The organism is Lactococcus sp. LG1074, from assembly GCF_017309525.1.
GTDB lineage: Bacteria > Bacillota > Bacilli > Lactobacillales > Streptococcaceae > Lactococcus > Lactococcus petauri.
The window spans coordinates 1452681-1466594 of record NZ_CP071293.1 but is presented as its reverse complement, the minus strand read 5'-3'; the positions used below and the strand labels follow the sequence as shown (position 1 = coordinate 1466594).

Annotated in this window: 14 protein-coding genes and 1 pseudogene; 13 read left to right on the top strand and 2 right to left on the bottom strand. The window is 39.4% G+C overall.

The genetic code is table 11. The annotated features are described in order from the left end of the window. The first annotated feature begins 117 nt into the window (after nt 1–117). The 4 genes from J0J36_RS07225 to J0J36_RS07210 are packed head-to-tail and all read left to right on the top strand — an operon-like array spanning nt 118 to nt 2355. The gene (locus J0J36_RS07225) at nt 118–465 is read left to right on the top strand and encodes a nucleoside triphosphate pyrophosphohydrolase family protein (RefSeq protein ID WP_003133010.1); all 348 of its coding nucleotides are present in this window, start codon (nt 118–120) and stop codon (nt 463–465) included. After that, nucleotides 462–1079 (top strand): thiamine diphosphokinase, encoded by a 618-nt coding sequence (locus tag J0J36_RS07220; RefSeq protein WP_003133009.1) that lies wholly within the window; start codon nt 462–464, stop codon nt 1077–1079. The genes J0J36_RS07225 and J0J36_RS07220 overlap by 4 nt, the downstream gene beginning before the upstream one ends. Nucleotides 1080–1088: 9 nt before the next feature. Beyond that, nucleotides 1089–2009 carry a Gfo/Idh/MocA family protein gene (locus J0J36_RS07215; RefSeq protein WP_003133008.1) on the top strand — a complete coding sequence of 307 codons (921 nt, stop codon included), beginning with the start codon at nt 1089–1091 and terminating at the stop codon, nt 2007–2009. A 19-nt stretch (nt 2010–2028) separates the two neighbouring features. Continuing rightward, nucleotides 2029–2355 (top strand): heavy metal-binding domain-containing protein, encoded by a 327-nt coding sequence (locus J0J36_RS07210; RefSeq protein WP_003133007.1) that lies wholly within the window; start codon nt 2029–2031, stop codon nt 2353–2355. A 49-nt stretch (nt 2356–2404) separates the two neighbouring features. On the opposite strand, the gene J0J36_RS07205 is transcribed toward J0J36_RS07210, so the two are convergent. Then, nucleotides 2405–2704, bottom strand: a complete 300-nt coding sequence (locus J0J36_RS07205) for a GIY-YIG nuclease family protein (protein ID WP_003133006.1) — start codon at nt 2702–2704, stop codon at nt 2405–2407. A 106-nt stretch (nt 2705–2810) separates the two neighbouring features. Between J0J36_RS07205 and uvrA the strand changes: the two genes are divergently transcribed. From uvrA to J0J36_RS07160, 9 genes and pseudogenes are all read left to right on the top strand, one after another. Next, the gene (gene uvrA / locus J0J36_RS07200; protein WP_019291602.1) at nt 2811–5630 is read left to right on the top strand and encodes an excinuclease ABC subunit UvrA; all 2820 of its coding nucleotides are present in this window, start codon (nt 2811–2813) and stop codon (nt 5628–5630) included. Nucleotides 5631–5786: 156 nt separating this feature from the next. After that, nucleotides 5787–7709 (top strand): fructose-1,6-bisphosphatase, encoded by a 1923-nt coding sequence (locus J0J36_RS07195; RefSeq protein WP_153925255.1) that lies wholly within the window; start codon nt 5787–5789, stop codon nt 7707–7709. Nucleotides 7710–7755: 46 nt separating this feature from the next. Further along, entirely contained in the window at nt 7756–8508 is a 753-nt protein-coding gene (locus tag J0J36_RS07190; protein WP_153925252.1) for a MurR/RpiR family transcriptional regulator, read from the top strand. Between the two features lie 130 nt (nt 8509–8638). Beyond that, nucleotides 8639–9787 (top strand): annotated as a pseudogene (gene nagA / locus J0J36_RS07185) (N-acetylglucosamine-6-phosphate deacetylase). 141 nt (nt 9788–9928) lie between these two features. Beyond that, complete coding sequence (locus J0J36_RS07180; RefSeq protein WP_017370591.1) at nt 9929–10351, top strand: PTS sugar transporter subunit IIA; 423 nt, start codon at nt 9929–9931, stop codon at nt 10349–10351. After that, entirely contained in the window at nt 10352–10627 is a 276-nt protein-coding gene (gene yajC, locus J0J36_RS07175; protein WP_017370592.1) for a preprotein translocase subunit YajC, read from the top strand. Nucleotides 10628–10715: 88 nt separating this feature from the next. Continuing rightward, the gene (agaV, locus tag J0J36_RS07170) at nt 10716–11192 is read left to right on the top strand and encodes a PTS N-acetylgalactosamine transporter subunit IIB (protein WP_019291600.1); all 477 of its coding nucleotides are present in this window, start codon (nt 10716–10718) and stop codon (nt 11190–11192) included. 152 nt (nt 11193–11344) lie between these two features. Further along, on the top strand, nt 11345–12154 hold the full coding sequence (locus J0J36_RS07165) for a PTS sugar transporter subunit IIC (protein ID WP_019291599.1): 810 nt from the start codon (nt 11345–11347) through the stop codon (nt 12152–12154). Then, nucleotides 12144–12983: a PTS system mannose/fructose/sorbose family transporter subunit IID gene (locus tag J0J36_RS07160; RefSeq protein ID WP_153925249.1), complete on the top strand. Its 840-nt coding sequence runs from the start codon at nt 12144–12146 to the stop codon at nt 12981–12983. Before J0J36_RS07165 ends, J0J36_RS07160 begins: the two co-directional genes overlap by 11 nt. A 39-nt stretch (nt 12984–13022) precedes the next feature. On the opposite strand, the gene J0J36_RS07155 is transcribed toward J0J36_RS07160, so the two are convergent. Next, nucleotides 13023–13772 (bottom strand): MurR/RpiR family transcriptional regulator, encoded by a 750-nt coding sequence (locus J0J36_RS07155; protein WP_153925246.1) that lies wholly within the window; start codon nt 13770–13772, stop codon nt 13023–13025. Nucleotides 13773–13914: the final 142 nt, after the last annotated feature.

Here is a 13914-nt window from a genome sequence, read left to right as displayed (position 1 = left end):
AATAAAAGTTCTCAAGTTACTTGAGGGCTTTTTTGTATAAAACCAAGGGGTGAAACATCCTTTTTCAGTGGAGTTTTTGATATAATAAGAGGGAGAATTAAAGGAGGAACCTTATCTATGGAACTTAAGGATTATCAAAAGGAAATAATAAAATTTGATGTCAATGGTCCTCTAGCGGATATTGAGCAGGTAAATTTTGCTTTTTTAGATAAGGTACTCGGTTTAGCGGGGGAATCAGGAGAAGTTGCGGATAAGATAAAAAAAATCATCCGTGATCAGGATGGCATTATTAAAGATGATGATAAAAATGCTTTGGGAAAAGAATTAGGCGATGTCTTATGGCATGTGGCAACCTGTGCGCGCTATCTGGGGCTTGATTTGGAACAAGTCGCTCAAGCCAACTTAAATAAACTAGAAAGTCGTCAGTTGAGAGGCAAAATAGCGGGCAGCGGGGACGAGCGATGAGAGTACTTATTCACGCAGGACGGCCAGCCAGCCTACCTGAAGAAAGCTATGATTATTATGTCGGCATTGACCGTGGCGCTTTATTTTTACTTGAGGAACATCAAGACTTGGACTTAGCGGTTGGTGATTTTGACTCTGTAAGTAAGGAAGAATTCGATAAACTATCAGAAGCTGCTCATGAACTTGTTAAACTTCCGGCAGAGAAGGATCAGACGGATTTAGAAGCTGGTTTAGATCAGGTACTTTCTCGTTTTCCAGATGCAGAAATTATGATTATTGGCGCCCTTGGTGGAAGGCTTGACCATCATTTGACCAATGTGTATCTGCCCCTGTATTTTGCCTGTCCGGAAAGGATTTCTTTGAAGGACAATCAAAATTTTGTAACATATTTGACTCAAGGGCAGCATACAATTCGCAAGATTGAAGGCTATCCGTATTTGGGAATTGTTCAGGTTGGAACAAACAGAAGTTTAGAGATTAAAAACGCAAAATATCCACTGAAAGCTGAGGATAACTTTGCGGACATCTATGCAAGTAATGCTTTTATCAGTGAGACGATGGAGTTAAAAATTGCTCAAGGCAAGCTCATCGTAATTTATTCAAAAGACAGTTAGAGAGATTATATGATTATTGGAATAATTGGTGCAACATCAAATATCGCAGGTAAGGCCTATCTGCCCGTTTATGCGAAAATGCAGGCCGAACATCGCTTCATTTTGCATTCGAGAACCTGGGAAAAAGCTGAAGAGATTCGAAAAAAATACAAATTTGAATATGCGACAACGGATTTAAGCGCGTTGGAAACTTGCGATATGGTTGTCATTCATGCAGCAACGGCCCAACATTTTGAACTTGCAAAACGTTATTTGAGTGCAGGGACACATGTCATGATGGATAAGCCGATTTCCGAAAACTTTGAGGAGGTCCAAGAACTTCATCGCTTGGCTGAGGAAAATAATGTCCTCTTTGTTATCGGTTTTAATCGCCGTTTTGCCCCACTGACCGACAAACTAAAAGAGGTCAATCAAAAAAACTTTATCAAAGTAAGTAAAAACTTAGCGAACAATGCCGACGAAGTGCAGTTTAGTTTGTATGATATTTTCATTCATCCTTTGGATACGTTGATTTACTTGTTGGATGATGAGATTGAACGTTACAGTTATCAATTAGCGATGACACCGGACAAAAAACTTTCACGTGTGATGGTCACACTGAGAACACAATCTTGTATGGGTGTTGCCAGCATGAACTTGGTCTCAGGCGCTTTTTCTGAGGAATTTACGGTTGAAGCAAGCAGCGGAACCTATCGTTTATCAGAACTGACGGAGTTAGAAATTCTTACAGGACTAGACAAGCAAAAAATAGGAATTAACGGCTGGCAAACTGCCACATATAATCGTGGTTTTGAAAGTTTGGTTTTTGGTATGGTTGAAGCAGTAGCTAATTTTGATGGCCATAACAGAGTGGAACTCATGAAACAAATGAAGCAAACAAATGTTCTGGATTCGCATGAAATTATCCATGAAATCTTGGACAAAATGTAACTTATAAAGGAGTAAAGAAATGAAAGATATCTTAATTTTAACTACAAATGATGCACCAGGCTATCGTGTGGTTGAGGTCTATGGTGAAGTTTTTGGTTTAACCACTCGTTCACGTAACGTCTTCTCAAGTACTGGACAACAATTAAAAACGATTGTCGGAGGAGAAATTGCCGGCTATACGAAACTCCAGCATGAAACGCGTGAGAGTGCTATTGAACGTCTTGCAGAAGAAGCACGAGATAAAGGTGCTAATGCAATTCTCGCTATGCGTTTTGACTCATCGACATTTGGTAATGTTGACTCAGTTGCTGCTTACGGTACAGCTGTTAAACTAGAAAAATTATAAAAAGCAAACTGGAGTTTGCTTTTTATAATTAAACTGAAAAAAGAGATGTTTATCCCTTTTCTTTAGCTAGAAGTTCTTTTTCAAAAGTTTCTTTGATTGCTCTTTCTTTAATTAATTTTAATTTTTGTGAACGATTGAGTTTATGCTTAAACCACCATTCGCATTTTAAGGCGCGTTTCTTATCTGAAAATTCAACGGAAGTCAGAAGTTGAAGAGGACGTCGTGCTTTAGTATATTTGGCACCTTTACCAGAATTATGGGTTTCCAGTCGTTTTGTAACATCGTCTGTATAGCCACAATAAAGCGTATCGTCAGCACAACGTAAAACATAGACAAAATAAGATTTCATGATAAGGCTATTGTACCTTAAAATGTAGTATAATTGAAGTATCTTTATCGAAAATAAGAAATTCAGTCTCAGTGAATCTGGGATAGAAGTGAGAAGGGAAGAATAAATGCCCCAAGATAAAATTGTTATACATGGTGCTCGAGAGCACAATTTAAAAAATATAGATGTTACTATTCCGCGTGATAAGTTGGTCGTTGTTACAGGTGTATCAGGTTCAGGGAAGTCTTCTCTGGCTTTTGAGACTTTATATGCTGAAGGACAACGACGTTATGTCGAATCATTATCTGCTTATGCCCGTCAGTTTTTAGGTAATATGGATAAACCAGATGTGGACAGTATTGACGGCTTGTCGCCAGCTATCTCTATTGACCAGAAAACAACTAGCAAAAATCCACGCTCTACTGTTGGAACAGTAACGGAGATTAACGATTATCTCCGTTTACTTTTTGCGCGTGTCGGAAAACCTTTCTGTATCAATGGACACGGAGAAATTTCAGCACAATCGGTTGAAGAAATTGTGGACCAAATCCTCGAATTGCCTGAAAAAACACGCCTACAGATTTTAGCACCAATTGTGCGTGGTAAAAAAGGACAGCACGTTAAAGTTTTTGAGCGTGTGCAAAAAGAGGGCTATGTGCGTGTCCGCGCTGATGGTGAAGTTTACGATGTAACAGAAGCACCAGAGCTTGATAAAAATAAAAAGCACAATATCGAAGTCGTTATTGACCGTATCGTTGTAAAAGAAGGTATTCGTTCACGTTTGTTCGACTCTGTTGAAGCAGCACTTCGTATTGCTGAAGGCTATGTTATTGTGGACAAGATGGATGGGGAGGAACTCCTTTTCAGTGAGTTTTATGCCTGTCCTGTCTGTGGTTTTACAGTTCCCGAGTTAGAACCACGTCTCTTTTCATTTAATGCGCCTTTTGGTTCTTGTCCAGACTGTGATGGTCTAGGGATGAAAAATGAAGTCGATCCTGACTTGGTTATTCCTGACGACAGTAAGACCTTACGTGAAGGTGCTGTCGCTGCCTGGAATCCTATCTCTTCAAATTACTATCCAACCATGTTGGAATGTGCTAGCCGTGATTTTGGAATTGATATGGATACACCATGGGCTGACTTGCCGGAAGAACACAAAGATATTATTCTTAATGGTTCTGGTGAGCGTAAATTTCATTTTTACTATGTCGGTGATTTTGGAAATGTGTCTGATAAAGACATGGTTTTCCCTGGTATAATCAATAATATCAACCGTCGTTTCCGCGAAACTTCAAGTGATTATACACGTGAATACCTTCGTGGTTACATGACGGAGTTAACATGTACGACTTGTCACGGCTATCGTTTGAACGATCAAGCCCTTTCGGTTAAGGTTGATGGGAAACATATCGGAGAACTTTCTAACTTAGCTATCGGTGACGAGTTAGAGTTTTTAGCTACTCTTACTTTATCTACAAACGATGAAATGATTGCGCAACCTATTGTAAAGGAAATCAAAGATCGCTTATCTTTCTTAAAAAATGTGGGTCTAGATTATCTGACACTTTCACGGGCTTCAGGTACTTTATCAGGTGGAGAATCGCAACGTATTCGTTTAGCAACCCAGATTGGTTCTAACCTTTCAGGTGTACTTTATATCCTTGATGAGCCATCAATTGGTCTACATCAAAGAGACAATGACCGCTTGATTGAATCCCTCCAAAAAATGCGTGATTTAGGAAATACACTTATCGTGGTTGAGCACGATGAAGATACGATGAAAGCAGCAGATTGGCTGATTGATGTCGGACCAGGCGCTGGAGATTTAGGTGGTGAAATCATTGCTGCTGGTACGCCGAAACAAGTAGCGAAAAATAAAAAATCTTTGACAGGACAATATTTATCAGGAAAACGTTCCATCCCTGTACCTGCCAAACGCCGTAAAATCGATAAAAAACGTATGGTGAAGGTCACTGGGGCTTCAGAAAACAATTTACAAAATATCGATGCCCAATTTCCTTTAGGGATTATGACAGCTGTAACTGGTGTTTCAGGGTCGGGTAAATCAACCTTGGTTAATTCGATTCTGAAGAAAACCTTGGCGCAAAAACTTAATCATAATTCAGAAAAACCAGGTAAACATAAAAAAGTTACTGGTTATGAAGAAATTGAACGTTTGATTGATATTGACCAATCGCCGATTGGACGTACACCACGGTCAAATCCAGCAACCTATACCTCTGTATTTGATGATATCCGTGGACTCTTTGCTGAAACCAATGAAGCCAAAATACGTGGCTACAAAAAAGGACGTTTTTCATTTAACGTGAAAGGCGGACGTTGTGAAGCTTGTTCGGGTGACGGGATTATCAAGATAGAAATGCATTTTCTTCCAGATGTGTATGTCCCATGTGAAATCTGTCATGGCAAACGCTATAACTCAGAGACTTTGGAAGTACATTACAAAGGAAAAAATATTTCGGAAATTCTTGATATGCGCGTGTCGGATGCTTTAGAATTCTTCCGTCATATTCCCAAAATCGAGAGAAAATTGCAAACCATCGTTGATGTCGGCTTAGGCTATGTTACTTTGGGACAACCAGCTACAACCTTATCTGGTGGTGAGGCCCAAAGGATGAAGCTTGCTTCCGAATTGCAAAAACGCAGTACAGGCAAGAGCTTTTATATCTTGGATGAGCCCACAACAGGCTTGCACAGCGAAGATATCGCCACATTGATTAAAGTTTTGGATCGGCTTGTGGATCAAGGCAATACCATCGTGGTTATTGAACATAATCTTGATGTGATCAAGACCGCTGACTATATTATCGATCTTGGACCAGAAGGCGGTGCTGGCGGCGGAACAATCCTAGCTACAGGCACACCTGAAGAAGTTGCTGAGGTTGAGCAATCTTACACCGGACAATATTTAAAACAAAAATTATAATTGTCTGATTAAAAAAAGAGTAAAGTCTGATCTTTGCTCTTTTTTGCATGGAAAAAACATATTTAGAAGAAAGCGCTTTACTATAAATGTTAAAAATACTATAATGTAGGCATGTTGCTTTTATTACGAAGCAAGAATTAGAGGAGAAAACAGATCATGGATGAAAAGTACTATAAGCTGCTAAAAGAACAGTTTGTATCCAAAGAAGCAGTCTTAACCGAAATCATAAACCTCAGCGCAATTTGTGAACTTCCTAAAGGTACAGAACATTTTGTGAGTGACATACATGGGGAATACGATGCTTTTAATCATGTCTTGCGTAATGGCTCAGGTTCGATTAAAGAAAAGCTCCGCGAATGCTTTCCTGACCTAGATCCTACCGAGATTTCAGAGCTTGCAACTTTAATTTATTACCCAGAAGAAAAGCTGGTTTCCAAAGAAAGTCAGCTTTCGCAAGATGCATTTGCATATTATTGCCGTGAGAACCTGATTTCCTTATTGAAACTCGCCCGTTTTGCAGGGAAAAAATATACACGGTCGAAAGTACGTAAAGCTTTTCCAGAAAAATTCCGCTATATTCTGGAGGAATTAAAACATGAGGTTGAGTCGAGTTCAGAAAAACGTGCTTATTTTGACTCCATTATTGAAAAGCTTCAACATCTGGGTGAACTTCCGAACTTAATTATTGCACTTGCGGATAGTGTGAGACGTTTGACCGTTGACCATTTACATGTGGTGGGCGATATTTATGATCGTGGCCCTTTTCCGGATAAAATTATCGATCGACTGATCAGTATGCCTTCGGTTGATGTTCAATGGGGCAACCATGATATTATCTGGATGGCAGCCATCGCAGGTTCACCGCTTGCGATGATGAATGTTATTCGGATTAGCTCGCGTTATGGGAACTTGGATATTCTTGAAGATTCATATGGGATTAACTTACGTCCGCTGATTGAATATGCGGAGCGATATTATAAGCCCAGTACAGCCTTTGCCCCTCGTTTGACGGAAGGAGAATATCTGTCACAGGAGGAGTGCGATTTACTCAATAAACTCCAACAAGCTACGGCAATCTTACAGTTCAAGTTAGAAAGTCAATTAATTGCACGACGCCCAGATTTTCATCTGGAAGAGCGGGATGTCTTGCATTTTATTAATTATGATGAAGAGCGTATCACGCTCAAAGGCAAACAGTATGATTTACAGGAATTTCAGGCACCCACGGTTGATCCAGTTCAACCGGAGCAGTTAACAGACGAGGAAGAAATCTTACTGAAAAAACTGCTGAAAAATTTTCAGGCTTCCCAAAAACTCAAAAAACATATTGATTTTCTTTTAGAAAAAGGTTCAATGTATCTTTCCTACAATGGCAATTTATTGATTCATGGTTGCCTTCCTCTCCATGAAAACGGCGACTTCAAGTGTTTCAGACTTGAAGGAGAAGCTTATTCTGGGCGCGAATTGCTCGATCTTTTTGAAGATCATGTGAGAAAGAGTTTGGCGCATCCTGATGTGAAAGAAGATTTATCTACAGACTTACTCTGGTATCTGTGGGTGGGAGAATCTTCTTCACTTTTTGGTAAAGAAGCGATGACCACTTTTGAGCGTTATTATATCACGGATAAAGCAACACATGTGGAAAAGAAAAATCCTTATTATCGTCTAAGAGAAGAGCCAGAGACGATTAGTCGTATCTTGAAAAATTTTGGGATGGATGAAAAAGGGCATGTCATCAATGGACATACACCGGTTAAAGAAAAGAAAGGTGAAGAACCAATCAAAGCTGGTGGTAAACTGATTGTAATTGATGGCGGTTTTTCTAAGCCTTACCAAAAAGAAACTGGAATTGCGGGATACACTTTGCTTTATAACAGCTATGGTATGCAGTTGGCAGCTCACGAGCCTTTTAAAACGATAAAAGCAGCTGTCGAAGACGGCAGCGATATTGTAAGTGTCAAGCGATTAGTTGATCGAGTAGAGGAAAGAACCTGTGTTAAAGATACCAATATCGGTCAGGAGCTTTTGAAGACAATTGATGATTTAGAGTATCTTTTTGAAAATTATGAAAAATATTGACTTGCAATGCTCGAAAATACAAATTTTGAAGTTAAAGGAGTGACAATTGAAAACCTTAAGTGAAGCAGAGTCGTATTGTTGGAATCATATTCAAGATAATTTAAATCGGATTCCTAATCTATCTATCTCGATATTGGCAACAGAATCACATGTCAGTGTTTCCACAGTTAATAGAACCTTGAAAAAAATGGGCTACGATGGTTATTCTGACTTTAAAAAAACTATTCGTAATACCAAAAACGAGCGTCGCAAAAATGGCTTTTCAAAAGAGGTTAATCAGGCGATCCGTAAAAATGAAATAGAAAATACACGGACGATTAATCAACTTTCAGCGGATGATATTGAAGCTGCTATTAAGTTGATTGATCATCATAGCAAAATTATGATTTTTTGTGCAGGGCTGAGTGCTAATGTTGCACGGGAAATGATGGATAAGCTGCAACTTTTTGGAAAACTTTGTGTTATTCACGATGATTTTGATTATATGCAGTATTTTGCAAGTAAAGCCAACCGTGATTATCTCATCGTTGCCTTTTCTTTGAGTGGCGAAACACCTGAGATTGTACAAGCACTTCATAAAGCGAAGAATCGGGGAGCAAAGATTATTGCACTTGTGGGAGCAATGCCGAGTGCCATTGGAAGTCAAGCTGATGTTTACATCCATGCTTACAAATCAACTCAAAAAACGATTAATTTTGGTTTAGACGTGGGGAGTCGCCTATGTTTACAAGTTGTGAATAGTATCTTGTTGGATGCTTTTGCCCTTTACAAAAATTTAGCACCTATTCGTGAAGATTAAATAAGACAAGCAGAGAAGATAAAATCTCTGTTTTTTTTGGGAAAATTTTCCACTTATATAAGGGACTTTTTGGAAAATTTTCCCCTTATTTCTGATTTATACTAAGAAAAAAGATAAATGGAGGTAAGGCATGACTTACTATATTAAAGCAGATAAATTTTTTTATCCTTATCAAACGCTCAGTGGTGGCTATTTAGAAATTAAAGCGGGTAAATTTGGCAAACACATGCAAGAAGTTCCTGAAGATGCTGAGGTCAAAGATTATACAGGATACTGGATTGCGCCAGGATTGGTGGATACACATATACATGGTTTCGATGGCGCAGATGTGATGGACGGATAGTCAGAGTTGCTTGATAAGATGAGTCAGAGTTTACTTAGAGGGGGTGTAACTTCTTGGATAGCTACACCATTAACAGGGAAACATGAGCGCCTTAGAGAAGTCTGCGAAGTAGTTGGAAATTATAAACCAGCAGTTACAGGGGCCAAAATACAAGGTCTTTTCTTTGAAGGACCATACTTTACTACTCAACATAAAGGTGCGCAAAATCCCGCTTATATGACAGATCCAAATGTGGAAGAATTTGAAAATTGGAACCAAGCAGCGCATGGTATGATTCGAAAAATAGCCGTTGCACCTGAAAGAGAAGGAAGTATCGAATTTATCCGAGCTTTGACAAATCGAGGAATCACGGTTGCTTTGGGACACTCTAACGCTACTTTAGCTCAAGCAACAGCAGCAGTAGAAGCAGGTGCTACTGTCTTTGTCCATACATTTAATGGCATGAGTCCCTTCAACCATCGGGAACCCGGAATGGTTGGTGCGGCACTGAGCCTTCCGAATACATATGCCGAGCTTATCTGTGACGGACATCATGTTCATCCGACAGCGGCTAAAATATTAATTCAAAGTAAGGGAGCATCGCACACGGTCCTGATTACCGATGCGATGCGTGCTGCAGGAATGCCCGATGGAGATTACATGTTGGGAGAATTTCCTGTACGTGTTGAAGGAGGCGCTGCTCATCTTAAAGAAGGAAATAGTTTGGCTGGTTCTATCCTCATGTTAAAGGATGCGGTTAAAAACATAGTAGATTGGGGAATTGCAACACCGGAGGAAGCTCTTATGATGGCGACCTTAACTGCTGCCAAGTCTGTTAATATTGATGACCGCTGTGGTCAAATTAAAGAAAACTATAATGCTGACTTTATCGTTTTAAAGTCCAATATGGAACTTTCAGAAGTCTACGTCAATGGTGAACAGGTCATGTCGTCTTAAAACGCGAAAGTATATAAAGACAAAACATAGTTGTAAGCGGTTAATTCAGGAAAATTTACCAAAAATATAGGACTTATTTGGAAAAATTTCCTATAATTCATAGCTTATAATAAAACTAAATTGAGAAGACAAGGAGAAATGATGAAAGCTTTAATTTCTGGGCATGCGCATTTTGCAGAAGGTATGAAGAGTGCGGTTGAATTAATTACCGGACCACAGGCAGACTTAATCACACTTACTTTTGATGAAGCAACAAACCTTGAAGAGTATCAAGAGGCTTTAAATAATTTTTGTAAAAATGGTGAAGAAGTAGCCATTTTTACGGATCTACTTGGAGGGACACCTTTTAATAAAGCAATGATAGCTAAAGGAGATAGTGAGAACGTGCATATTTTTACGGGTACGAATCTTCCGATGCTGATTGAGTTTGTTTCTCAAGGAATGATGGAAACAGAGGGTGATTTAATACTTGATTTGTCTGTTTCTACAGCTAAAGATGGTGTCACTCTTGACTTAGCGCTCGGCAAAAAAATGCTAGAAGTTGAAGAAAGCGATGGCATTTAAATGACGGCACAATTTATTATCAACAGTTCACTTGTCTTTATTGGTTTTATTCTTCTAGGCGGTGCTTTTTATAGCATTGTTAGTGGTCTGCAGTTTAGCAAGCGAAAAAAAGTTATCGCCGAGCTGCATCAGACTCTTGCCGTAGGGAGTGAGGTCATGTTTAGTGGCGGCTTGACAGGAGTGGTTACTGATTTAGATGAAGAATTCTGCCGCATAAAGCTTGCGGATAAGTTGGTGATTAGAGTTTCACGTTATGCCATCACGCAGATATTGTAAAACGTTCATTTCCCTATCTTCTAGGATGTTAAATAAAATTTGAGTAGGACAAAGAGCTTCCTATTCTTTATTAAGAAAGGTTATTTTTATGCCAAATATTTTACTTACTCGTATTGACAATCGCTTGATTCATGGTCAAGTTGCCACACAGTGGAACAGCTTTGTCGGCTCCAACCTTTTGCTTGTCGCAAATGATGATGTGGCAAGCAATCCACAGCGTCAAGCACTGATGGATATGGCCGCACCGACTGGAGTTGCGACACGCTATTTTAGTCTCCAAAAAACGATTGATATTATTAGTAAAGCTGCTGATCGCCAATTGATTTTTATTATCTGTGAAAATCCCCAAGATGTATTACGTCTTGTTGAAGGTGGTGTACCCATTAAAAAAGTGAATATCGGTAATATGCACATGTCAGAAGGAAAACGTCAAGTTGCAACTGTTATCGCCGTGGATGACGATGATGTGGCAGCATTTAAGAAACTGAAAGGACTTGGTGTTGAGCTTGAGATACAGCGCGTGCCAACGACAGCAATAGAGCCATTAGATAAGCTCTTCAAATGATACTCGTGATACATTTCTAATTTTGGTAACAAGAGGATTTTGCAAGAAAATAGAGTATTTATTGTCAAGTGAATTTATTTTTCTCGTTTTGATATTATAGGCTCTCAATTTTTTGGTTAAAATCCAACAAAAAAATATAAGGAGAAAAACTTATGGATGCTTCCATTTTTCAGATTATTTTGATCTTTGCAGTGACTTTTGTCGTTGCCATTGACCAATTTAGTTTACTTCAATCTTTGTACCAGCCTATTGTCACCGGTTTGGTTATCGGCCTTATTCTCGGTGATGTTCAAACCGGTTTGATTGTTGGTGGTACTTATCAACTGATGACTATTGGTAATATGCCGGTTGGTGGGGCTCAACCACCAAATGCGGTTATCGGTGGTATTATGGCAACAGTCTTGGCTATCACTCTGGGTCTCCAGCCCGCAGCAGCCGTTGCCACTGCTATCCCATTCTCATTGCTAGGTCAATATGGTGTAACCTTGATCTTCACAGTTATGGCACCGGTAATGGGTGTAGCGGATAAATATGCAGAAGAAGCAAACCCAGCCGGAATCGCGAAAATTAACTGGCTAGCGATGTGTGCACTCGGAACAATCTTTGGTATTGTCGTAACGCTCTTCTTTATTGGAGGGAAAGCCTTTGGAGATACAGTAGTAAATGCTATTCCAGCCTGGCTTATGTGTGGACTCGGTGCATCCGGAAACATGATGCGTTATGTCGGTTTTGCAATCTTGATTAAAGTTATGGTTTCAAAAGAACTTTGGGGCTTCTACTTCCTAGGCTTCGTGCTTGCTGTTATTGTTACCGGTATTGAAGCGCTCAAAGGTCCAGCGTTACTTTTACTCGCCGTAATTGGTTTTGCATTCGCCTACTGGGATTTCCAAATGAATACAAAACTCAAAGCAGCTGCTGCAGCAGCACCAGCTAGTGAAGGAGATTATGAAGATGGTATTTAATATTCCTGATAATTATTCTAACCAAACGCCAGCACCACAACTTGATAAAAAAACACTCAACAAAATGGTTTGGCGCTCCGTTTACCTCCAAGCATCTTTTAACTATGAACGGATGCAAGCCGGTGGATGGCTCTACTCGATCTTGCCCGGTTTGGAAAAAATCCACACGGACAAAAAAGACCTTTCAGCTTCAATGGCGCACAATTTAGAGTTTTTCAACACACACCCATTTTTGGTTAACTTTGTAATGGGGATCGTGCTTTCACTTGAGCAAAATAAAACAGATATTCAGACGATACGTGCCGTTCGTGTTGCAGCGATGGGAGCACTTGGAGGGATTGGTGATGCACTCTTCTGGTTCACGCTTGTACCAATTACGGCAGGGATAACAGCCAATATGGCGATTGCGGGAAATATCGCAGCACCGTTCATCTTCCTCTTTATTTTCAATGCTGTACAGTTCGGCTTGCGTTACTTCCTGATGCATTGGTCTTACCGAAAAGGAACAGATGCTATCAGCATCATGACTGCTAATGCAAAAGAATTTACACGCGCAGCTTCTATCCTTGGTATTTTCGTAGTGGGGGCATTGACTTCAGCTATGGGAGCTACTTCAGTAAACATTGTCATTCCAAATGGTGAAGCTGAAATTAATATTCAATCCATCTTAGATGGTATCTTGCCATCAATGTTGCCGCTAGGATTAACTTTACTTTTGTTCTATCTCATGCAGAAGCACAAATGGACACCTATCCGTTGTATTCTTTTACTCCTCTGCCTTGGCATCCTTGGCTCAGGAATAGGTATCTGGCCTTCAATCTGGCCGTAAATATAAAAAAGTAAGTGTGGGACAAAGACACTTACTTTTTTATATTTCTTTTTTTCTTAAAGCATAAGAGTCAAGCAAAATTCGTGAAAGAATAGTCAGAGGAAGTCGTGAGCGTACTTCATAGTCTGGGAAAAAGGAGCCATCTGATTTAAAACCAACTAGAGCAACATCAGATAGGGAGGTCAGCGTGGATTCACCCGCTGTCGTAAGGAGAAGTGTTGCAATATTGTGTTGTTGACAACTTTGTGCAGCATTTACCAATTCTGGAGTTTCGCCATTTAAAGATATGAAAAGGACAGCGTCTTCGGGGGATAATTTTTTACTCATGATTTTAATGATTTCAGGGTCTGTAAAGAGTTCACAGTATTTTTCTGTAAGCTGAAACTTGATCATCATCTCTTGGGCAACCATTTCTGAAAAACCACGGGCAAATAAAATGAGCCGTCTTGAAGCAGTGATAATTCGAATTGCTTCTTCAAGTTTCTGGATATTAATCATTGAGATGGTGCGCATGACTTCTTGCTCATTTTTGGTAATGACGAGACGAATACCTTCATCTTCTTGATCAAACTGGGAAAAATCTTCATGCAACTTTCTTCGCTCTTTGAGTTTATACTTGAAGTCGGCATATCCAGAATACCCTTTTTTCTTTAGTGTACGCACAATTGTTGCTGTTGAAACAGCAGCTTCAACACTTAATTCGGCGATGGAATAGTTAGGGATTTCTATAATATTACGCTCAATATAATTCCATAAATATTGCTCAGAGTCGCTTAGTTTAGTACTCACAGTAAACCTCCCCGTTTTCTAAGATTTATTACTCTAAGTATAGCAAAATTAAAAATAGAAGTGTAACGTTTTTCAGAAATATCCAAAATTTGTAAGCGGGTACATAAATAATACGCTATGATAATACTATGATAAAAAGAAA

Excerpts from the sequence above, each read along its gene's own strand:
- J0J36_RS07225 (WP_003133010.1), top strand. The coding sequence starts at position 118 with ATGGAACTTAAGGATTATCAAAAGGAAATAATAAAATTTGATGTCAAT.
- J0J36_RS07220 (WP_003133009.1), top strand. The coding sequence starts at position 462 with ATGAGAGTACTTATTCACGCAGGACGGCCAGCCAGCCTACCTGAAGAA.
- J0J36_RS07215 (WP_003133008.1), top strand. The coding sequence starts at position 1,089 with ATGATTATTGGAATAATTGGTGCAACATCAAATATCGCAGGTAAGGCC.
- J0J36_RS07210 (WP_003133007.1), top strand. The coding sequence starts at position 2,029 with ATGAAAGATATCTTAATTTTAACTACAAATGATGCACCAGGCTATCGT.
- J0J36_RS07205 (WP_003133006.1), bottom strand. The coding sequence starts at position 2,704 with ATGAAATCTTATTTTGTCTATGTTTTACGTTGTGCTGACGATACGCTT.
- uvrA (WP_019291602.1), top strand. The coding sequence starts at position 2,811 with ATGCCCCAAGATAAAATTGTTATACATGGTGCTCGAGAGCACAATTTA.
- J0J36_RS07195 (WP_153925255.1), top strand. The coding sequence starts at position 5,787 with ATGGATGAAAAGTACTATAAGCTGCTAAAAGAACAGTTTGTATCCAAA.
- J0J36_RS07180 (WP_017370591.1), top strand. The coding sequence starts at position 9,929 with ATGAAAGCTTTAATTTCTGGGCATGCGCATTTTGCAGAAGGTATGAAG.
- yajC (WP_017370592.1), top strand. The coding sequence starts at position 10,352 with ATGACGGCACAATTTATTATCAACAGTTCACTTGTCTTTATTGGTTTT.
- agaV (WP_019291600.1), top strand. The coding sequence starts at position 10,716 with ATGCCAAATATTTTACTTACTCGTATTGACAATCGCTTGATTCATGGT.
- J0J36_RS07165 (WP_019291599.1), top strand. The coding sequence starts at position 11,345 with ATGGATGCTTCCATTTTTCAGATTATTTTGATCTTTGCAGTGACTTTT.
- J0J36_RS07160 (WP_153925249.1), top strand. The coding sequence starts at position 12,144 with ATGGTATTTAATATTCCTGATAATTATTCTAACCAAACGCCAGCACCA.